This window comes from Afipia felis ATCC 53690, assembly GCF_000314735.2.
GTDB lineage: Bacteria > Pseudomonadota > Alphaproteobacteria > Rhizobiales > Xanthobacteraceae > Afipia > Afipia felis.
Genome location: NZ_KB375270.1, coordinates 1,627,808 through 1,648,866 on the forward strand (window position 1 = coordinate 1,627,808; position 21,059 = coordinate 1,648,866).

General features: G+C 62.9%; 19 protein-coding genes. 12 read left to right on the forward strand and 7 right to left on the reverse strand.

Annotated elements, in window-relative coordinates:
• Positions 1 to 156: 156 nt before the first annotated feature.
• Positions 157 to 1,287, forward strand: a complete 1,131-nt coding sequence (locus HMPREF9697_RS07665) for a site-specific DNA-methyltransferase (RefSeq protein ID WP_002716613.1) — start codon at positions 157 to 159, stop codon at positions 1,285 to 1,287.
• Between the two features lie 81 nt (positions 1,288 to 1,368).
• On the opposite strand, the gene HMPREF9697_RS07670 is transcribed toward HMPREF9697_RS07665, so the two are convergent.
• Positions 1,369 to 1,989, reverse strand: a complete 621-nt coding sequence (locus HMPREF9697_RS07670) for a glutathione S-transferase family protein (protein WP_002716614.1) — start codon at positions 1,987 to 1,989, stop codon at positions 1,369 to 1,371.
• Between the two features lies 1 nt (position 1,990).
• Entirely contained in the window at positions 1,991 to 3,100 is a 1,110-nt protein-coding gene (gene mutY, locus HMPREF9697_RS07675) for an A/G-specific adenine glycosylase (RefSeq protein WP_002716615.1), read from the reverse strand.
• Between the two features lie 27 nt (positions 3,101 to 3,127).
• On the opposite strand from mutY, the gene HMPREF9697_RS07680 reads away from it, so the two are divergent.
• The 9 genes from HMPREF9697_RS07680 (at position 3,128) to HMPREF9697_RS07720 (ending at position 13,277) form a co-directional block, all read left to right on the forward strand.
• Positions 3,128 to 3,607, forward strand: coding sequence for a DUF721 domain-containing protein (locus HMPREF9697_RS07680; protein ID WP_002716616.1), 480 nt, complete (start codon positions 3,128 to 3,130; stop codon positions 3,605 to 3,607).
• Between the two features lie 110 nt (positions 3,608 to 3,717).
• Positions 3,718 to 4,371 (forward strand): DsbA family protein, encoded by a 654-nt coding sequence (locus tag HMPREF9697_RS07685; RefSeq protein ID WP_002716617.1) that lies wholly within the window; start codon positions 3,718 to 3,720, stop codon positions 4,369 to 4,371.
• Between the two features lie 297 nt (positions 4,372 to 4,668).
• Positions 4,669 to 8,133: a chromosome segregation protein SMC gene (smc, locus tag HMPREF9697_RS07690; protein WP_040307855.1), complete on the forward strand. Its 3,465-nt coding sequence runs from the start codon at positions 4,669 to 4,671 to the stop codon at positions 8,131 to 8,133.
• 65 nt (positions 8,134 to 8,198) lie between these two features.
• Positions 8,199 to 9,179 carry a small ribosomal subunit Rsm22 family protein gene (locus tag HMPREF9697_RS07695; RefSeq protein ID WP_002716619.1) on the forward strand — a complete coding sequence of 327 codons (981 nt, stop codon included), beginning with the start codon at positions 8,199 to 8,201 and terminating at the stop codon, positions 9,177 to 9,179.
• A 67-nt stretch (positions 9,180 to 9,246) separates the two neighbouring features.
• Complete coding sequence (locus tag HMPREF9697_RS07700; protein WP_002716620.1) at positions 9,247 to 9,642, forward strand: COG4315 family predicted lipoprotein; 396 nt, start codon at positions 9,247 to 9,249, stop codon at positions 9,640 to 9,642.
• A 183-nt stretch (positions 9,643 to 9,825) separates the two neighbouring features.
• Positions 9,826 to 10,386: a LemA family protein gene (locus tag HMPREF9697_RS07705; RefSeq protein WP_002716621.1), complete on the forward strand. Its 561-nt coding sequence runs from the start codon at positions 9,826 to 9,828 to the stop codon at positions 10,384 to 10,386.
• 50 nt (positions 10,387 to 10,436) lie between these two features.
• Positions 10,437 to 11,597 carry a M48 family metallopeptidase gene (locus HMPREF9697_RS07710; RefSeq protein ID WP_002716622.1) on the forward strand — a complete coding sequence of 387 codons (1,161 nt, stop codon included), beginning with the start codon at positions 10,437 to 10,439 and terminating at the stop codon, positions 11,595 to 11,597.
• A 208-nt stretch (positions 11,598 to 11,805) separates the two neighbouring features.
• Positions 11,806 to 12,567 (forward strand): P-loop NTPase family protein, encoded by a 762-nt coding sequence (locus HMPREF9697_RS07715; protein WP_002716623.1) that lies wholly within the window; start codon positions 11,806 to 11,808, stop codon positions 12,565 to 12,567.
• A 44-nt stretch (positions 12,568 to 12,611) separates the two neighbouring features.
• Positions 12,612 to 13,277: a hypothetical protein gene (locus HMPREF9697_RS07720; protein WP_002716624.1), complete on the forward strand. Its 666-nt coding sequence runs from the start codon at positions 12,612 to 12,614 to the stop codon at positions 13,275 to 13,277.
• Positions 13,278 to 13,284: 7 nt separating this feature from the next.
• Here HMPREF9697_RS07720 and HMPREF9697_RS07725 read toward each other — a convergent pair whose 3' ends face one another.
• The 5 genes from HMPREF9697_RS07725 to petA all read right to left on the reverse strand — a co-directional run bounded on the left by HMPREF9697_RS07725 (position 13,285) and on the right by petA (position 19,677).
• Positions 13,285 to 13,824 carry an adenine phosphoribosyltransferase gene (locus HMPREF9697_RS07725; protein WP_002716625.1) on the reverse strand — a complete coding sequence of 180 codons (540 nt, stop codon included), beginning with the start codon at positions 13,822 to 13,824 and terminating at the stop codon, positions 13,285 to 13,287.
• A gap of 16 nt (positions 13,825 to 13,840) precedes the next feature.
• Positions 13,841 to 15,997 (reverse strand): anthranilate synthase component I, encoded by a 2,157-nt coding sequence (locus tag HMPREF9697_RS07730; protein WP_002716626.1) that lies wholly within the window; start codon positions 15,995 to 15,997, stop codon positions 13,841 to 13,843.
• Positions 15,998 to 16,228: 231 nt separating this feature from the next.
• Positions 16,229 to 16,903, reverse strand: a complete 675-nt coding sequence (locus tag HMPREF9697_RS07735; protein ID WP_002716627.1) for a dienelactone hydrolase family protein — start codon at positions 16,901 to 16,903, stop codon at positions 16,229 to 16,231.
• A gap of 154 nt (positions 16,904 to 17,057) precedes the next feature.
• Positions 17,058 to 19,112 carry a cytochrome c1 gene (locus HMPREF9697_RS07740; protein ID WP_002716628.1) on the reverse strand — a complete coding sequence of 685 codons (2,055 nt, stop codon included), beginning with the start codon at positions 19,110 to 19,112 and terminating at the stop codon, positions 17,058 to 17,060.
• A gap of 34 nt (positions 19,113 to 19,146) precedes the next feature.
• Positions 19,147 to 19,677, reverse strand: coding sequence for a ubiquinol-cytochrome c reductase iron-sulfur subunit (gene petA, locus HMPREF9697_RS07745; RefSeq protein WP_002716629.1), 531 nt, complete (start codon positions 19,675 to 19,677; stop codon positions 19,147 to 19,149).
• 267 nt (positions 19,678 to 19,944) lie between these two features.
• On the opposite strand from petA, the gene HMPREF9697_RS07750 reads away from it, so the two are divergent.
• Both HMPREF9697_RS07750 and queE read left to right on the forward strand, forming a co-directional pair.
• Complete coding sequence (locus HMPREF9697_RS07750) at positions 19,945 to 20,421, forward strand: tRNA (cytidine(34)-2'-O)-methyltransferase (protein WP_002716630.1); 477 nt, start codon at positions 19,945 to 19,947, stop codon at positions 20,419 to 20,421.
• Entirely contained in the window at positions 20,418 to 21,050 is a 633-nt protein-coding gene (queE, locus tag HMPREF9697_RS07755) for a 7-carboxy-7-deazaguanine synthase (RefSeq protein WP_002716631.1), read from the forward strand. The genes HMPREF9697_RS07750 and queE overlap by 4 nt, the downstream gene beginning before the upstream one ends.
• Positions 21,051 to 21,059: the final 9 nt, after the last annotated feature.

The window sequence follows — 21,059 nt, forward strand, 5'->3', positions numbered from 1 at the left end:
TTTCGATGATGCGCGCCGCGGATTCAAAAATAAAAAATCAAGTTTCGAAAACGGAAAACGATTAAGTCGATTTTTACCTTGGACATTCATGGTGAAGACAAGTCGGATTTGTTGGTCCCGCGTCGCCGACTGCGTCGCCTGAGTCAGGTTTGAGTCATGGTTGTGTCGCGTCGCGGGGCGTCTGCAAGGGCGCCCCGCACTAATTTTGAAACCTCGCCGTCCTCGCGCATCGTCATCGGCGATTGCGTCGCAGAGATGACGAAACTGCCTGCGAGCTCCGTCGATCTGGTGTTCGCCGACCCCCCCTATAACTTGCAGCTCAAGGGCGAACTGAAGCGCCCGGACGAGTCGCATGTCGATGCGGTCAATAACGACTGGGACAAGTTCTCATCGTTTTCCGCTTATGATGATTTCACGCGCGCCTGGCTGCTCGCCTGCCGCCGCATCATGAAGCCGACCGCGACGATCTGGGTGATCGGCTCCTATCATAACATCTTCCGCGTCGGCGCGATCATGCAGGATCTCGGATTCTGGATCCTCAACGACATCGTGTGGCGCAAGTCCAACCCGATGCCGAACTTCCGCGGCCGCCGTTTCACCAATGCGCACGAAACGATGATCTGGGCGGCACGTGACGAAAAAACCAAATACACGTTCAACTACGATGCACTGAAAGCGGCGAACGAGGACGTGCAGGCCCGCTCCGACTGGCTGATCCCGCTGTGCACCGGCGAGGAACGCCTCAAGGGCAAGGACGGCAAGAAAGTGCATCCGACGCAGAAGCCGGAAGGCCTGCTGGCGCGCGTGCTGCTCTCCTCATCGAAGCCCGGCGATCTCGTGATCGATCCGTTCAATGGCACCGGCACCACCGGCGCGGTCGCCAAGCGGCTCGGCCGCAGCTACATCGGCTTCGAGCGCGACAAGACCTATGCCGCCGCCGCTGAAAAGCGGATCGCGGAAATTCTGCCGCTGCCGGGCGCGACGCTCGCTCCGTTCATGACCGCGCGCGAAGCACCGCGCGTCGCGTTCTCCGAACTGGTCGAGCGCGGCATGATCTCGCCAGGCGACAAGCTCGTGGATTCGAAAAAGAAGCACGCCGCTCTGGTGCGCGCCGACGGCGCCATCATGCTCGGCGACAAGGTCGGCTCAATTCATCGCATGGGCGCGGTGGCGCAAGGCTCGGAAGCCTGCAACGGCTGGTCCTTCTGGCACGTCGAGACGAAGAAGGGCCTGCGCCTGATCGACGAATTGCGCGCCGAAATCCGCCGCGAGATGCAAACGGCCTGAGCCACAAAACGATCCTGCAAATAAAAACGGACGCCGCAAGGCGTCCGTTTTCGTTTGGTAATTGCAGATCGTGCGACGGCCTCAGGCCTTTTCCCTGTCGAGCACCTTCTGCACCGCCGGGCGCTCCTTCATGCGCTCGCGATGCGCGCTCACCTTCGGAAATTCCGCGAGATCGACGCCATCGGCCTTCGCCCAGTTTCCGATCGTGAACAGATATGGATCACAGACGGTGTAGGCTTCGCCCATCACCCAGGGGCCGCGCAGCATGTTCTGCTCGATCATGGCGACGCACGCACGCATGTTCTCGGGCACCTTGCGCTTCATGTCCTCCAGCGAACTCTCTTCGCTGGCCCAGCGTGCGCCGCGTCCCTTGTGCGAATGGGCGATGTGCACGCTCGAGCAAAGATAGCTGTTGAACGACTGCACCTGTGCGAACGCAAACGGATCGTTCACAGGCGCGAGGTTCGCCTTGGGGAAGGTCTGCGCGATGTAAGCGAGGATGGCGGGCGTCTCGGTCAGCACGCCCTGATCCGTCACCAGCGCGGGCACGCGGCCCTTGGGGTTGATCGCGAGATATTCCGGAGAATTCTGCTGGTTGGCTTTCATGTCGACGCGGTGCGCGTTGTACTGTACGCCCGCTTCCTCCAGCGCGATATGCGATGCCAGCGCGCACGTTCCAACCCCATAGTAAAACTCGAGCATTTCAGTCTCCCAATCCGTGCGCAATGACCTTGCGCATCACATTCGGCAACGCCTCGTCTTTAAGCGTCGCGATTTTGACCCAGCGCATTCCGTGCGGCGCTTTGGTCTTCGGAGATACTTTGCTCACATATACGGACAACTCCAATGGAAAATGCGTGAAAACGTGCGTCACGTGACCCACTTTCCTCCGCCAGCGCGACATATCTTTTAAAACCGGCGCCTGAGCACGCGCCGTTGTCTCATCATGTGCAACGAGCCAATCCGAGCCCGGCACTTCGGTCATGCTGCCGAGCAAACCTTTCTCGGGCCGCGTGCGTACCAGCAGTTCCTCGCCGCGCGTGACGACGAACGCAGCGCCCCGCCGTAACGCGCCGGTCTTCTTCGGCGCTTTACGCGGAAACGTCTCCTGTTCGCCTCGCATGCGCGCGAGACAATCATCGCTCAGCGGACACAGCACGCAGGCTGGTTTCTTCGGTGTGCAGATCGTTGCGCCAAGATCCATCAACGCCTGCGCGGAATCGCCCGCGCGTGATGATCCGAGCAGTGTCGCGGCGAGACGCTGAATCTCGGGCTTCGCTTTCGGCAGTTCGTCGTCCACAGCGAACAGGCGCGATATCACCCGCTCGATATTGCCGTCGACCGGCATGGTCTGCCGCCCGAACGCGATCGCCGCGATCGCCGCCGCCGTATAGGGACCGATGCCGGGCAATGCGCGCAGGCCATCCTCGGTATCGGGAAATGCGCCACCATGCTCGCACGTCACCGCCACCGCGCAGGCGTAAAGGTTGCGCGCACGCGAGTAGTAGCCGAGCCCGGCCCACATCCGCAGCACATCGTCGAGAGATGCTGCCGCCATGTCGGTGACGTTTGGCCAGCGGTCGATGAATTTGAGGAAGTACGGACCGACCGCCTTCACGGTGGTCTGCTGCAGCATGATCTCCGACAGCCAGACGCGGTAGGGATTGGCGAGTTCGCCGGGCAGCGCACGCCACGGCAGCACACGGCGATGGCGGTCGTACCATTGCAGCAGCAGTTCCGCGCGCGAGGCGGATTTCCTCCCGCCGGACGCCGTGACTTTGTTTCGCCGGGCTGTGGCGCCTGCTAGAGTCATGGGACTTTTTAGGCATCACAGGCAGTCATGAGCAAGCCCGGCCGTCTTACCTCCAAGCCGTTATCCGCGCTTCTTGCAGGCGTCTTCAACGACGCCTTCAAGCGGCAGGGCTTTGCCTCGCGTGAACTGGTGACGCGCTGGAGCGAGATCGTGGGTGCAGACATCGCCGCCTATGCCGAGCCGTTGAAGATCCAGTGGCAACGGCCGGTCGAAGGCCAGCCAGATATCCCGGCCACGCTGATCCTGCGCGTGGAAGGACCACGCGCGCTGGAAATCCAGCATTCTTCGACCGTCATTCTAGAGCGCGTCAACCGCTTCTTCGGCTGGAATGCAGTCGGCAAAATTGCGCTGCGGCAGGCGCCGCTCGCGCACCGGGAGAAACGAAAGACCAGAAAGCCTCCGAGCGAGGCCGCCATCGCTGAACAGGCCCGCGAACTGGACACCGTGGACAACGATGGTCTGCGCACCGCGATCGCGCGGCTAGGCGCCTCGATCAAGCGAAATTGACGCCTTCCAGCCGGGTCGGACGCACCCGGCATTGCCACAATTGTGGTTTCAAGCTAGCAGACAACCCTCACCCCGCGCCCCTGCGCACACGCAATCCGGAGTTTCCAGCGATGATCACGCGCCGTACCTTCAATACCGCTCTGGCTTTCGCAGGCACTGCGGCCGCGATCGGCGCATCTCCATGGCAATTGATCTCCGCGGCAAACGCGCAGGAGCCGGCGCAGATCGCCAAGCCGAGCACACTCGGCGACATGGCGCTGGGCTCAAAAGACGCCCCGGTGACGATCATTGAATACGCCTCGATGACTTGCCCGCACTGCGCAGCGTTCGAGAAGGAAGTCTTCCCGCAGATCAAGTCGACCTACATCGACACCGGCAAGGTGCGCTTCATCTTCCGCGAGTTTCCGCTCGATCAGGTGGCGCTCGCAGCGTCCGCGCTGGCGCGCTGCGTCGCCAAGGACGATTCGAACAAATACTTCGCCATCATCGGCATCCTGTTCAACCAGCAGGCGGATCTGCAAACCCAGGCGTTCCAGACCATCAACCGCGTCGGCAAGCAGGCAGGTTTCAGCGAGGCGATGATCAAGTCCTGCGTGCAGGACGACCTCACGGTGCAGAAGGGCATCCTTGCCGACCGCGAATATGCCAACAAGACGCTGAAGATTGACTCCACACCGAGCTTCTTCATCAACGGCAAGCTGGTGAAGGGCGAAACCTCCTTCGACAGCTTCAAAGGCATGATCGACCCGCTGCTCAAGAGCTGAGCGGGTCCAGCCTCGATTCCGGAACCGACGTCCGGAGGGGCAGTATCCGGCGATTTTGTTCGCTTTTCCTTCTCCTGGAACCGCGAAAATCGCCCTAAAACCGTTGGAAAATCGGCCGAAATCCCCCGGAAACGAACGCGGGGACGTTGCCCTGCCCCCGCCTGCTGGCCATTGTCCGGCCTGAACGGTGGCTTTGGGTGATTCGCTCATGCCTCCGGTCGCCGGATGGCAATGACATCCGCAATGGATATGGGTACGGCAGGCCCCGCGAGGGGCCGCCAACAGAGTAAGTCTCGCATGAAACTGACGCGCCTTCGCCTGCATGGATTCAAATCGTTCGTCGAGGCGACCGATTTTCTGATCGAACCCGGCCTCACCGGCGTGGTCGGACCGAACGGCTGCGGCAAATCCAATCTGGTGGAAGCGCTGCGCTGGGCGATGGGCGAGACGTCCTACAAATCGCTGCGCGCCGCCGACATGGATGCGGTGATCTTCTCCGGCTCCGGCAACCGCCCCGCGCGCAACCACGCCGAAGTCGTGATGACGATCGACAATTCAGATCGCTCCGCCCCCTCCTCGGTGAACGATTCCGAATTGCTTGAAGTCTCGCGCCGCATCGAGCGCGAGGCCGGATCAGTCTATCGCATCAACGGCAAGGACGTCCGCGCGCGTGACGTGCAGATCCTGTTTGCCGACGCCGCGACCGGCGCGCGTTCACCCGCCCTCGTCCACCAGGGCAAGATCGGCGAAATTATTCAGGCCCGTCCCGACCAGCGCCGCCGCGTGCTGGAAGACGCCGCTGGCGTCGCCGGTCTTCACGCCCGCCGCCACGAGGCCGAGCTGCGCCTGAAGGCGGCCGAGACCAACCTCACCCGCGTCGAGGACGTGATCGGCCAGTTGTCGAGCCAGATCGACGGCCTGAAGCGGCAGGCGCGGCAGGCCATCCGCTATCGTGAGGTACAGGCCAAGGTCCGCAAGGCCGAGGCGTTGCTGTTTCATCTGCGCTGGCTGCAGGCCAACGAGGATGTCGCCGAATCCGGCCGCACCCACGACCTCGCCGTGCGCGAGCAGGCCGAGCGTGTTCAGCACCAGGCCGAAGCCGCGCGCATTCAGGCGATCCGTGCTTCCGAGTTGCCCGCGCTGCGCGAGAACGAAGCGCGCGCTGCCGCCGGTTTGCAGCGCCTCACCAACGCGCGCGACATGCTCAACCGCGAGGAGCAGCTGGCCAAGGAGCGCGCCGCCGAACTCGATCGTCGCCTGACGCAGTTCACCGCCGACATCGTGCGCGAACAGCGCCAGTTGTCCGACGCCGACGTTGCCGTCGAGCGGCTCGGTGCCGAGGAAGAGACTCTCAAGGAAGAGATCAAGACGCGCGTCGAAACCCGCAGCGGCGCGGACGCCAGGGTGGCGGAAGCCGACGCCGCACTTGTCGCCGCCGAGCGCACCTTCTCCGAACTCACCACCGCGCTCGCCGATCTCACCGCGCGCCGCCGTCAGATCGAGGCCAACGCCCGTACCCATGCGGAACGCCTCGCCCGCATCGACCGGGAAATCGCCAATGTCGGCAGCGACGTCGAGAGGCTCGACGCCGAGACTGGCAGCCTCGCCGATCTCGAAACCCTCGCGCAGGCGACAGTCGCCGCGCAGGAAACGCTCGCGCAATCCGCCAGCACCGTGCAGACCAGCGAAGCCGCGCATGTTGCCGCGCGCGCCAAGCTCGACGGCTCGCGTTCGCCTGTCGTCGAAGCCGACAAGCGCGTGCAGCGGCTGGAGACTGAAGCCAAGACCATCGCCAAGCTCGTCACCAGCGAAACCAAGAATTTGTGGCCGTCGATCATTGACGGCGTCAGTGTCGCCAAGGGTTACGAGAAGGCGCTCGGCGCCGCGCTCGGCGACGATCTCGACGCGCCAACCGATGCGTCCGCGCCGATGCGCTGGTCGAATCTCGGCATCATGGCCGACGATCCGGCGCTGCCCGATGGCATCGAAGCGCTCGCCACCCACGTCAACGCGCCGCCGGAACTGGCGCGGCGTCTTGCGCAGATCGGCGTCGTCAGCCGCGAACGTGGCGCAGAACTTGTCAGCCGCCTGAAGACCGGCCAGCGACTCGTCTCCACCGAAGGCGACCTGTGGCGCTGGGATGGTTTCGTTGCCGCTGCGCATGCGCCGACCGGCGCGGCGCGGCGTCTGGCCGAACGCGCTCGTCTCGCCGACATCGAGCACGAAATTGAACAGGCTCGCGCCGATGCGAGCGCCAAGCGGCAGGCGCTGGAAGCCGCCGAGTCCGAACTGAAATTCGCCGCAGCCGCCGAGTCCGCCGCGCGCGAAGCCGCCCGTGCAGCACAACGCGATGCCGATGCCGCGCGTGATCGCCATGCGGCCGCCGAGCGCGAGATCAACCGCCACGCCGCGCGCCGCTCCGCACTCGCGGAAGCGCAGACCCGCCTTGCCGCCGACCGTGCCGAAGCCGATGGCGCTCACACCGTCGCGACACAGGCCATCGCCGAACTGCCCGCGAGCGACGAGACGGAAGCACAACTCGCCACTGCGCGCGGCGCGATGGACGAGAAGCGCCAGAGTGCCGCACAGGTGCGCGCCGAAGCGCAGGCGCTCGCCCGCGAGGCTGAACTCGCCGACCGCCGCGTGCAGGCTATCGCCTCCGAGCGCAACGAATGGCAGACCCGCAAGAACAACGCCACCGCGCAGATCGCAACCATCGAGGAGCGCACCGCCGAGGTGCAGGCCGAGCGCGAGCAACTCGAAGACGCGCCGGCCCTGTTCGCCGAGAAGCGCCGCGGCATCATCAATGAGATCGAGACCGCGGAGGCCGCGCGCCGCGAGGCCGCCGATGCGCTTGCCACCGCCGAAAACCTGATGGCGGAAACCGACAAGGCCGCACGCGCCACGCTCGAAGCGCTGTCTGCCGCGCGCGAAGCCACCGCCCGCGCCGAGGAGCGCATGGAGGCGACCCGCCGCCGCCTCGAAGACATCGAGCGCGAAATCCGCGACATGCTCGAGGTCGAGCCGCACGGCGTGGCCGCGATGGCCGAAGTGACGCCCGAAACCGAGTTGCCGGAAGTCACGTCCGTCGAAACCGATCTCGAAAAGTTGCGCCGCGACCGCGACCGGCTCGGTGCCGTCAACTTGCGCGCCGAGGAAGAGCTGCGCGAGATCGAGACCCAGCACACCGGCCTCACCACCGAACGCGACGACCTCGTCGAAGCAATCAAGAAGCTGCGCACCGGCATCCAAAGCCTTAACAAGGAAGCCCGCGAGCGCCTGCTGACCTCGTTCGAGACCGTGAACGATCACTTCAAGCGGCTATTCACCGAACTGTTCGGCGGCGGCCAGGCTGAGTTGCAATTGATCGAGAGCGACGATCCGCTGGAAGCGGGCCTCGAGATCATCGCCAAGCCGCCCGGCAAGAAGCCGCAGTCGCTGTCGCTCCTGTCCGGTGGCGAACAGGCGCTAACGGCGCTGGCGCTGATCTTCGCGGTGTTCCTCACGAACCCATCGCCAATCTGCGTGCTGGACGAAGTCGACGCACCGCTCGACGACCACAATGTCGAGCGATTCTGCAACCTGCTGCACGAGATGACGAGCTCGACCGAGACGCGCTTCATCATCATCACGCACAATCCGATCACCATGGCGCGGATGAACCGGCTGTTCGGCGTCACCATGGCCGAGCGCGGCGTATCACAGCTTGTGTCCGTCGACCTCGACGGCGCGATGAAGGTGCTCGACCAGAACGTGGCGTAACGCCGCGAAGCCTGATGCGCCGTTCTTCGCGCGCATCAGGATGGCCAAACGTGTAACATCGCTTCATGGCCGCCTTTGATCTTCCGCCCGACTTGAAAGCCGCGCTCGTACGAAAGTCCGAAGGACTGTCGCGCGTTGACGCAGCGAAGCGCGCAGGCGCGATTTCGGAGAGTTATCGCGGCGGCGGCACTTCCGCGCCGATCCGCACCGAGCGGGACGCGCTCGCCTATGCGTTGGCGCGGATGCCCGCGACCTATTCCGCGATTGCCGCAAGCCTCCACGCACTGCGCGAACAGCGCCCTGATTTCGTACCCGCGACGCTGCTCGATGTCGGCGCCGGTCCCGCGACCGCAAGCTGGGCGGCGGCACAGACGTTCGAGTCACTCACGAGCTTTGCCGCCATCGACGCTAACACGGCGTTGCGTGCGCTCGCCTGCGACACGGTTGAAGACAGCCGCCTTGCGTCGATGCGCTATGTTGAAAACGACGTGCTTGCCGGACTCGCGGCGATGGAGAGTGCCGATCTCGTGATCGCGAGCTACGTCATCAACGAACTCGGCGATGTGGATCGTGACGCGCTCGCGGATCTGATGTGGCAAAGGGCGCGCGATACGCTTTTGGTGATCGAGCCGGGCACGCCTGCGGGCTATGCGCGGATCCTCACGCTTCGCACCCGGCTCATCGCACAAGGCGCGCATGTGATCGCCCCCTGCCCACACGACAATGCCTGCCCGCTCACTGCGCCGGACTGGTGTCATTTCTCACAGCGGCTGTCGCGCTCCCGCGCGCACAAGCAGCTCAAGGGCGCGGACGTGCCGTTCGAAGACGAGCGATTCATCTATGTGGCGCTATCGCGACTACCGCTCATGGTAAATACCGCTCGCGTGCTCGCACAGCCGACGCTCAACAAGGTTGCGGTCAGCGCCAAGCTCTGCACCAAAGCCGGGCTTTCGCTGGTGTCCGTGCCCCGTCGCGACAAGTCGGCCTACGCCGCCGCGCGACGGTGGGACTGGGGTGACGCCGTTCCAGGCAAAGTCGCGGAATAAACCGGACCACCCGGAGTTTGTCCCTGTGACGCGTCCGCGTTTCGTAGTTCTCACAGGGAGTATCCATATGCCGACAACCTCGCTCAAGATCGCCGCCGCACTCGCTTTTACCGCTGCCTTCGGCACGCTCGCCTTTGCGCAGGCCGCAGCCCCGGCCAAAACCGCCCAGACTTCGAAAGGTCCTGCCCTCGTCGATGCCAAGGGCATGACGCTCTACACTTTCGACAAGGACTCCGCCGGCAAGTCCGCCTGCAACGGCCCCTGCGCTAACAACTGGCCAATCCTTGCCGCATCCACCGACGCCAAGGCCTCCGGCGACTGGACCGTCGTCACCCGCGACGACGGCAGCAAGATGTGGGCCTACAAGGGCAAGCCGCTCTACACCTTCAAGCAGGACACCGCCGCCGGCGACGTGAAGGGCGACGGCTTCCTGAACGGCGCCTGGCACATCGCCAAGCCGTAATCATCCGCCGGACCATCTGCGAACACAGCTCAGTCCCGCAACCCGCCTCCGCAAGGGGGCGGGTTTTTCGTATCCCGCCTGAACTCATCTGCCCTGCAGACACCAATGGACGCACCCTGCGCACATGCAGGGAACGCCTATATCTGCTAGCGTATTCCTTTCGTCCTCAGGGAGTTTGCTCTCATGTCGTCCAGCTGGATTATCATCGGCATCATTGTCCTTCTCGTGCTTTTCGCTTTCGGCGCCTACAACCGTCTTGTGGCGCTATCGCAGCGGGTGAACCAGGCGTTCGCGGACATCGACGTCCAGCTCAAGCAGCGGCACGATCTCATTCCCAATCTGGTCGAAACGGTGAAGGGCTATGCCACTCACGAGCGCGGCACGCTCGACGACGTGGTGAAGGCACGCAACGCCGCACTCTCGGCGCAGGGACCGGCGCAGGTCTCCGCCGCAGAAGCCCAGCTCTCCGGCGCGCTCGGCCGCCTGATTGCGCTGTCGGAGGCCTATCCTGATCTCAAGGCCAACGCCAACTTCCAGCAGTTGCAGAGCGAACTCTCCGATATCGAGAACAAGATCGCAGCGAGCCGGCGTTTCTTCAACAACGCCGTGCAGGAATACAACACGGGCATCCAGCAGATGCCAGCGGCGCTGTTCGCGGGAATGTTCGGCTTCAGCCGCAAGGAGTTTTTCGATCTCGGCGAAAGCCGCGGCCAGCTTGAGCAGGCGCCCTCAGTCAAATTCTGACAGGCCGTCCGCTCGCCCGCTGACATCGCAATCCGGCAAGGCCGCGCACCATGGCTGCATACGGTCTCTACACGCATATCGCATCGAACAAGACGCGTTCGATGCTGCTACTCGCCGGATTGTTTTGCCTCATCTACGTGATGGTGTTCGCCGGTGCGCTGATCGCCGAGGTGATGAGCGACAGCCGCCTGACGTTCGAGGCCTACATCGCGCTTGGCCTGCGCGATCTGGTCCATGCGCTGCCTTATGCCACCATCGGCACGGTCGTCTGGATCGTGATCGCCTATTTCTTCCATCAGAAGATCATCGACATGGTGACCGGCGGTCACGACGTGACGCGGCAGGAACAACCGCGACTCTATAACCTGCTGGAGAACATGTGCATCTCACGCGGCATTCCGATGCCGAAGCTGAAGATCATGGACAGCGACGCGCTCAACGCCTTCGCCACCGGCCTCAATAAGCAGCAATACGCTATCACGGTCACGACCGGCCTCCTCGCCGCACTCGACGATCACGAGATCGAAGCGGTGCTCGGCCACGAGCTGACCCACATCCGCAACGGCGACGTGCAATTGATGGTGGTCGCGGTGATTATCGCCGGCGTGATCGGCTTCTTCGCCGAACTGTTCTTCCGCCTGTTCGTCAATTCGAGCTGGAATCTCGGCGGCATCTCCCGGAGCCGATCAAGCAGTGACGGTGAACGAAGGGGCGGCGGTGGCGGCGGGGCTGCCATGGGCGTGTTCCTGATCGCGGTGCTGCTGATCGGGGTAGCATGGACGCTCTCCCAGATGGTGCGGTTGGCACTGTCGCGCTCGCGCGAGTTCCTCGCCGATGCCGGATCGGTCGAACTGACCAAGAATCCGGACGCGATGATCTCCGCGCTGCGCAAGATCGAGGGTCGCGGCGAACTGCCGGGCGCGACATCGGCGGTGATGGAGATGTGCCTCGACAATCCGCGCGAGGGATTTGCCGACCTGTTCGCGACCCATCCCTCGGTCGAGGCGCGGGTCGACGCGCTGGTGCGCTATGCCGGAGGCCACGATCCCGGACCGTTGCCGTTGCCGGCGCCGGATTCGGGGGATGGCGAAACGGAAGTGTCACAAACCCGGCCCCTGGGCCCATGGGACGGTGCCCAGATTTCGCACCCACCCGCCGCCAATTCCCCCATTGGCCCCTGGGGGCCACGCCGCTGGCCCTGGCGGCGCTGACAACCCACAGTTTTGGCCCCGAGCGGGGTGTATCGGGCAGGTAAAGAATTGAATTATCCGCTGTTTCTGCCATGTTCCGAAGGAGCAGGCGAAGGCATGATCCCGGAGGGCGAGACGGCCCGTTTCCGGACTGATCTTGCTTTGACAAGAGGATATACGTGATCCCGGACGGAATCGGTCCGGGCATAACGGGCGTTAAGGAAATCTCATGGCGAAGCCGGCAGTTATCGTGGTAGGCGCGGACAAGGGCGGGGTCGGCAAGACCACGGTGTCGCGCACCGTTCTGGACTATTTCACCGCTAACAACATTCCGACGCGGGCGTTCGACACCGAAGCGCCGCGCGGAACGCTGAAGCGCTTCCACCCCGAGGTCACCGAGATCGTCGACGTCACGACGACGTCCGACCAGATGAAGATCTTCGATACACTCAACACGGCGACGGCCAACGTCACCGTGATTGACGTGCGCGCAGGCCTGATGTCGCCCACCCTCGCCGCGTTGCGCGACATTGGCTTCCTTGATGCCGCCCGCTCCGGCCAGATCACCTTCGCCGTATTCCACATTCTTGGCCCATCGATCGCCTCGCTCGACGAGATCGCCGAAACCGCGAACTTCATGGATGGCGCGAAGTATTTCCTCGTGAAGAATTTCATCAACAACACGAGCTTCTTCGAGTGGGATCAGGCGACCTACAACTCGTATTTCAAGCGCATCAAGAACGCGACCGAGATCACGATTCCGAAGCTCAACGAAATGGCTTATGAGCAGGTCGAAGTCTCGTCGGTGCCGTTCCTGAAATTCGTGGCCAACAAGGGCCCGAGCGACGAGACCGCGAATTACTCCTTCGTGCTGCGCGGCTATGTCCGGCACTGGCTCGGTAATGTCTGGGGCGAGTTCGACCGCATCAAGCTCACCGATATCGTCGGCAGCACGGACAAGGGCTTCACCCGTCCGGCCGCCGCAGATTAAAAATAACAGCCGCGCCAGACCACGGCTTTCGGCTGGTTTCAACGATGCCGCGTACGCCCGTCTACATCGTCTGCTCGCCGCGTCCGGATGTCGGCAAGACGCTGATTTCACGCGTGTTGAGCGAATTTCTGCTGCTGCAGAACGGCAATATGCTCGCCTTCGACATCAACCTGCGCGAACCGTCGCTGCTGGACTACCTGCCCCGCACCACCGAGACCGCCGCGATCAATGACACCCAATCGCAGATGGCGTTGATGGACCGCCTCATCGTCAACGACCGCGTCTCGAAGGTGGTCGACCTCGGGCTGCATGCGTTCGACGATTTCTTCAGGCTCGTCGATGAGATCGGTTTCATGAAGGAAGCAATCCGACGCGGTATCGAGCCGGTTGTGCTGTTCATTCCCGACTCCACCCGCACCTCGTCCAACGCGTGGGCGACGCTGCGCAAGACCTTCCCCGTCTCACCGCTGATCGCGATCGATAACGAGCATGTGCTGCATGGCGAGGCACCGAAGGATTTCGCAGGTGTCAGGCCGCTTCATGTCGCGGCGCTGCCCGCTTTCCTGCGTTCGATCGTGCAACGGACGAACTTCTCGTTCACCCACTATCTGCGTACAGCGCAGGATTCATCGTCCGAACTGCATCAGTGGACGCGCGCGAACTACACCAAGTTCAGGAATCTGGAGAAGCGGCTGAAGCTGCAGGACTGACCAACGGTCAGTGTCCGTCGAATTCCATCAACGTGCGCACCGGCACGTTCATCGCGCGCAGTTTCGCTGCGCCGCCGAGTGCCGGCAGATCGATGATGAAACACGCCGCGACGACTTCCGCACCGATCTGGCGCAGCAGCTTCACGGCGCCTTCCGCGGTGCCGCCGGTCGCAATCAGATCGTCGATCAGGATGACGCGCTCGCCGGGCTTCACCGCATCGGCGTGCATCTCCATCTCGTCGAGGCCATACTCAAGAGAATAAGCGATGCGCACGGTGGTGTGTGGCAGCTTGCCCTTCTTGCGGATCGGCACGAAGCCCGCCGAGACCTGATGCGCGACCGCGCCGCCGAGAATAAAGCCGCGCGCTTCCATGCCCGCGACCTTGTCGATCTTCGAGCCCGCCCACGGCTGCACCAGTTCGTCTACCGCGCGGCGAAACGCCCATGCGTTGCCGAGCAGCGTGGTGATATCGCGAAAGATGATGCCCGGTTTCGGATAATCCGGGATCGCGCGAACCGAGGCTTTCAAATCGTCAGCAATGGTCATGGATGCTTCCGCCATTTCACTTCTGCCCCAGCCGGAAGGCGTTTTCCACGATCTTCAGCCCGACATCGCCTTCCAGCGACATCAGCGATTCAGGATGGAATTGCACGCCGCCGACCGGCAGATCCTTATGCTCGATCGCCATCGGAATGCCGTCCTCTGTGCTCGCGGTGACAACCAGCACCTCCGGCATGGTGTCAGGCCCCACGAACAGCGAATGATAGCGGCCGATGGTGAGTTCGTTCGGCAAGTTGCGCATCAAGGTTCCGCCGCGATTCTGAATCCGCGAGGGACGCCCGTGCGCAGGCTGCGCGAGTTGGCCGAGTTGGCCTCCGAAATATTCGCCGATCGCCTGCACGCCGAGACAGACGCCGAAGATCGGCATCTTCTTTTCCAGCGCCTCATCGATGAATTTCGAAACGCCGAAATCCTCCGGCCGCCCCGGCCCCGGCGACAGCACCAGCAGGTCGAACTTCTCGTTCTTGAGCCGCTGCATCGCATGCAGATGCCGCGTCACGCTGACATTCGCTCCCACCTGCCGGAAATAATCCGCCAGCATGTGGACAAAGGAATCGTCGCAATCGACCAGCAGCACGCGCTTGCCCGAACCGGTCGCATCCGGAGCGAATGTCGAGAGCGCCTTCGGCGGATCGCCGCGCAGCGCTTGAAACAAAGCCGCCGCCTTGGTCTGGCATTCTTTTTCTTCTGCGACAGGATCGGAATCGAACAGCAACGTCGCACCGACGCGCACTTCAGCCAAACCATCCTTCATGCGGATGGTGCGGATGGTGAGGCCTGTGTTGATGCCGCCGTCGAAGCCGAGGAAGCCTAGCGCGCCCGCATACCAGCGACGCGAGGAGCGCTCGTTGTCCTCGACGAACTGCATCGCCCACAGCTTCGGCGCGCCGGTCACCGTCACCGCCCAGCAATGAGTGAGGAAGCCGTCGATGGCATCGAAACCGGGGCGCAGCATGCCCTCGACGTGATCGACCGTGTGAAACAGTTTCGAATAGGTCTCGATCTGCCGTCGTGCCAGTACCTTGATCGAACCCGGCACGCAGACCCGCGCCTTGTCGTTGCGGTCGACATCGGTGCACATGTTGAGTTCGAACTCGTCCTTCTGCGAGTTCAGCAATTCCTGAATCTGCTTGGCATCGCTGATGGCGTCGACGCCCCGCGCGATGGTGCCGGAGATCGGACAAGTCTCGACGCGTTTGCCGTCGGAACGCACGAACATCTCGGGCGACGCCGAAATGAGAAACTCGCCGTCGCCGAGATTGAGCAGTGCGCCGTAAGGCGACGGATTGATGATGCACAGCCGCTTGAACACTTCGGCCGGGGTGCGTTCGCATGGCTCGGCGAACAATTGCCCGGGCACTGCCTCGAACAAATCGCCGCGCGCGAACGCCTCGCGGGCCCGCTCGACAGTCGCCTGATAGACGCCCGGCGCGTGGTCGGCAAAACCTTCGCGCTTGGTCAACGCATAAACGCTGTCGGGCGTATCGCGTCCCTGCCCGCGCGTGGTCGCGCCGCCATAGCCGAATTCATACTCGACCACGACACCCCGTCCGGTGGCGCGGTCATAGGCGAGCAGCTCATCGGGAATGTAGAGCACGATGTCGCGCTGGTCGGCGTCGCGCTTGCGCTTCTGCTTGAGGTCCTCGATCTGGAACACGAGGTCGTAGGCAAACGAGCCGAACAGACCGAGCAACGGCTCGCCCGCGTAGCTCATCGATGCGATGATCTCGCGCACCAGCGACATGATCGAGGCGCGCCGTGTGCGCTGCTCCTCCTCGACCGGCGCATCGCCGCGCACGATATGGCCTTCGATGCGCTCGGCGGTCTTGGACGTGATCGCGACGGCAGGATTGTTCAGCGTCGCGGCGAGAAAGGCGATCAGCACTTGGCCGCGCGCATTCAGCGCGTCGATGAAGAATTTTTCGCCGACCGATTCCAGCCGCAGCGGCGGATTGGCGAAGCCGAGATCGAAACTCTCGTAGCGCCCCGGCACCGTGGTGCCAGACGACAGCACCACGCCGCGGCGGCGGTCGAGGAGATCGATCAGCGCATCCAGCTTCTGTCCGCCGGAGAACGACGTGACCCGCCGCGAGACCTCAAGGCCCCGCGCCGTGGTGTAATCCGCCGTGGCGGGAAGGGAAAAAACCGTCCTGTTCATGGGTTCCTCTTAAGAGACTTCCACCAGGAACGCCACACAGGACAAACAAAAAGACCGCCCATGCATGGCGGCCCTAACGTGATTTCAAGCAAAATCGCACCGGCCACCTTTTACAAGGTGCGCCACCAGATCAGGGACGTGCGGGTTGCTGCGATCATGGGCGGCAAATCATCACCCGGACGGGCGGATGTCAAGGGGAGCAAACTCCCCTGCACCCCACCGGACTGCCTCTCACCCCAGATGCTTCTTGAAAAACTCGATCGCCCGACCCCACGCCAGTTCCGCCGCCTGCCGGTCATGGACCGAGGCGCGCTGCTCGTTGGCGAAGGCATGGTCGGCGTCGTAACGGAAGAACTCACACGATTTGCGTGCCTTCTTCAGACCTTCCTCGAAGGCGCTGACCGCCTGCGGCGTGAAGAAATCGTCCTTGTTGGCGAAGTGGCCCTGCAACGGCACCCTGACATCAGCCGGCTTCACCGCCTCCGGGGACGGCACGCCATAGAACGACACTGCGGCCGTCAGCTCGGGAATTTTGGCTGCACCGATGATGGTAATCGCGCCGCCCATGCAGAACCCGGTGAGGCCGACCTGGGCGCCGTTGCGCTTGAGGTATTGCACCGCGCCGCGCACGTTCTGCTCGGCAGCTTCGATGAAGTTCAGTGAGTTCATCTCCTTCGCGGCGGCATCCGCGTCATGATACGGCACCACGACGCCCTCGAACAGGTCCGGTGCCAGCGCATCGAAGCCTGCCATCGCGAAACGATCGGTCATCGACTTGATCTGTTCGGACAACCCCCACCATTCCTGAATGACGACGACGCCCGGTGCATTGCCGCGCGCGGCGTTGGCGAGATAGCCCTTGGCTTCTTTGCCGTCGGGACGGGAAAAGCTGATGCTGGTACCCATAAAAAACCTCGGAAGTCGCAATGGAATTGACGCAGACAATGCCGCCTGCGGCGCTGGAGTGCAACGAGGCAAAGCCGCGCTGGTTCAACTGTCGCCCAACGAAAAAGGGCTCCCGAAGGAGCCCTTGATCTTTGCGAGGCCTTAGCGAAAGCGCTTAGTGCGCGTCGGCCCAGATCTTGCGCTTGGTGAAGTACAGCAGACCCGACAGCACGATCAGGAACAGCATCACCTGCATGCCGAGACGCTTGCGGTCCTCGAGACGCGGCTCCGCAGTCCACATCAGGAAGGCGGCAACGTCCTTCGAGTACTGCTCGACCGTTGCGGGCGAGCCATCGTCGTAGGTGATCTGACCGTCGGACAGCGGCGGCGGCATCTTGATCGAATGACCCGGGAAGTACGTGTTGTAGTACGAACCCTCGGGCAACGCGAAGTCCGCCGGCTTTTCCTTGTAGCCATTCAGGAGAGCGTGGATGTAGTTCGGTCCCTTCTCCTGGAACTGAGTGAAGGCGTCGAAGACGAACTGCGGGAAGCCGCGTTCATAGCCACGGGCCTTCGCCATCAGCGACAGATCCGGCGGAGCTGCGCCACCATTGGAGGCACGGGCCGCCTGCTCGTTCGGGAACGGCGCGGGGAAGTAGTCCGCGGGGCGACCCGGACGCTCGAACATGTCGCCTGCGTCGTTCGGACCGTCCTTGACCTTGTACTCAGCCGCGAAGGCTGCCGCCTGCGCCGCAGAATAACCCGGACCGCCCGGATCGGCGAGGTTGCGGAACGCCACGAAGTCCAGCGAGTGGCAGTTCGAGCAGACTTCCTTGTAGACCTTCAGGCCGCGCTGCAGCTGGCCCTGGTCGAACTTGCCGAAAGGACCGGCGAACGACCAGTTCATCGACGGCGGCGTGCTGCCATGATCGGCGGCCTTGGCGCTGTCCATGCCACCCATCGCCAGCGAACCGGCAACGGCAAGCGCGAGGACTGCGGCAACCTTGCCGGACTTGGCAAGCACGTCGTCGGCAATCGAGTTCGGCAGCGGACGCGTGGTTTCGATCCGCGACAGAACCGGCAGCACGATCAGGAAATAGGCGAAATAGATCACCGTCAGCACACGGCCGGCGATGACATAGATGCCCTCCGGCGGCTGCGCGCCAAGATAGCCGAGACCGATGCAGGTCGCGACGAAAATCCAGAAGAACTGCTTGGCGAGCGGACGATACTTCGACGAACGCACCTTGCAGCTATCGAGCCACGGCAGGAAGGCCAGCACGATGATCGCGCCGAACATCGCGATGACGCCGCCGAGTTTGCTCGGGATCGAACGCAGGATCGCGTAGAACGGCAGATAATACCATTCTGGCACGATGTGCGCGGGCGTTACGGCCGGATTGGCCTGGATGTAGTTATCCGGATCGCCGAGATAGTTCGGGATGTAGAAGATGAACCAGGCGAAGAAAATCAGGAAGCAGGCCATGCCGAACGAGTCCTTGACGGTCGCGTAAGGCGTGAATGGCACGGTGTCCTTCTCGGTCTTCGGCTCGACGCCGGCCGGGTTGTTCTGGCCCGCGACGTGCAGCGCCCAGACGTGCAGCACGACAACGCCCGCGATCACGAACGGCAGCAGGTAGTGCAGCGAGAAGAAGCGATTCAGCGTCGGGTTACCGACCGAATAGCCACCCCACAGCAGGGTCACGATGCTGTCGCCGACGTAAGGGATCGCCGAGAACAGGTTGGTGATGACGGTCGCGCCCCAGAAGCTCATCTGGCCCCATGGCAGCACGTAGCCCATGAAGCCCGTGGCCATCATCAGCAGGTAGATGATGACGCCGAGAATCCAGAGGATCTCGCGCGGCGCCTTGTAGGACCCGTAATAGAGACCACGGAACATGTGGATGTAGACGGCGATGAAGAACATCGATGCGCCGTTGGAGTGGACGTAGCGCAGCAGCCATCCATAGTTGACGTCGCGCACGATCAGTTCGACCGACTTGAACGCAAGATCGACATGCGGGGTGTAGTGCATCGCCAGGATGACGCCGGTGATGATCTGCACGCCGAGCATCATCGAAAGAATGGCGCCGAACGTCCACCAGTAGTTGAGGTTGCGCGGCGTCGGATAGGCGATGAAGGACGAATGGATAAGGCCGCCGATCGGCAGGCGTTGCTCAATCCACTTCAAGGCTGGATTTTGCGGGTCGTAGGTAGAGGGTCCGCTCATGAGTTGCGATCCTGGAAGGTGGAGGCGACTGACGTCAGCCGATTTTGATCTTGGTGTCGGAAACGAAGTTGTACGGCGGGACGTACAGATTGAGCGGCGCCGGCCCCTGGCGGATGCGGCCCGAGGAATCGTACTGCGAACCGTGGCACGGGCAGAAGAAGCCGTCGTAATTGCCTTCATGCGCGATCGGGATGCAGCCGAGATGGGTGCAGATGCCGATCACGACCAGCCAATTGTCATGGCCTTCCTTGACGCGGGACTGGTCGGTCTGCGGATCGGGCAGGCTCGACACGTTCACCGAGCGCGCCTCCTCGATCTGTTTCTTGGTGCGGTTCATGATGTAGATCGGCTTGCCGCGCCAGAACACCTTGATGTCCTGCCCTTCGGCAATCGGCGACAGATCGACTTCGATCGGAGCGCCGGCCGCGATGGTCGAGGCATCGGGGTTCATCTGGGAAATCAGCGGCCAGACAGCCGCCGCGCCGCCCACGGCAGCCACGGCTCCGGTCGCGACGAACAGGAAATCACGGCGCGTCGCCGGATGTGCCGAAGAAGAAGCAGTCACGTTTGCAAACCCTTTCCGAACTGCAACCGCCCGACGACCCCTTTTATTGCGCGGACGAACGCGCCGGAAACGTCAGCCGGTGCCCGCGGGCCTCGCGGGAGCAGAACTCACTTGTTCTACTCAGCCGGGCAGAACAGGTGATCTAGAATCGATCTATTGGCACCCTTGCCGATTGAGCGCAAGCCCGGTATCGGCTCCCGCTCGTGCGATGCGCAAATTCGGCGCATAGCAACGGTTTTTGCCCCCTTTTTTCCGAGCCTGATCGCCATGCGGATCGCCCTGTATCAACCGGACATTCCCCAGAATACCGGGACGATTCTTCGGCTCTGCGCGTGCCTCGGGGCCGAGGCGCATATTATAGAACCGGCGGGCTTTCCGGTGAGCGACCGCCATTTCCGCCGTGCCGGGATGGATTATCTCGATCGGGTTTCCATATCACGCCATGTGTCATGGACCGCGTTTCGCGCATGGCAGCAGGCGGATGGCGGGCGGCTATTGCTGTTGACCACCAAGGGCGCCACCTCCTATCTGGCCCATCGCTATGAAGATACTGATATTCTTCTGCTCGGGCGGGAAAGCGCGGGCGTGCCGGACGAGGTCGCCGCGTGCGCTGACCGGAAGCTGGTGATCCCGATCGCGGACGGTATGCGCTCGCTCAATGTCGCCGTCAGCGCCGCGATGGCGCTCGGCGAGGCACTGCGACAGACGGCCCACGCTGTCACAAATGGAGACAATACGCCGTGAGTTATGCGGTGAAGGAAATCTTCCTGACTTTGCAAGGCGAAGGCATGCAGGCTGGCCGCCCGGCCGTGTTCTGCCGCTTCAGCGGCTGCAATCTGTGGAGTGGCCGCGAACAGGATCGCGCGGATGCCGTATGTCAGTTCTGCGATACCGATTTCGTCGGCACCGATGGCACGCTTGGCGGACGCTATGCCACCGCCGACGATCTCGCAGAGCGAATCGCTACGACCTGGGGGCCTCATCCCGACCATCGTTTCGTGGTGTTGACCGGCGGCGAACCGATGCTGCAGATCGATGACGCGCTGATCGGAGCGCTTCATGCGCGCGGCTTCATGATCGCGGTCGAGACCAACGGCACCCTGCCCGCGCCTCCCGGCCTCGACTGGATATGCGTCAGCCCAAAGGCCGACACTGAACTCGCAATCCGGCAGGGGCACGAATTGAAACTGGTCTATCCGCAGACGCAGAACGCGCCTGAGGATTACACCGCCCTCGCCTTCCAGCATTTCCTGCTGCAGCCGATGGACGGGCCTGATCTGGCGCAAAATACGAAGCATGCGATTGACTATTGTCTGCGCCATCCGCAATGGCGGCTCAGCGTGCAGACCCACAAGACCATCGGGATCAGGTAAGAGAACAGA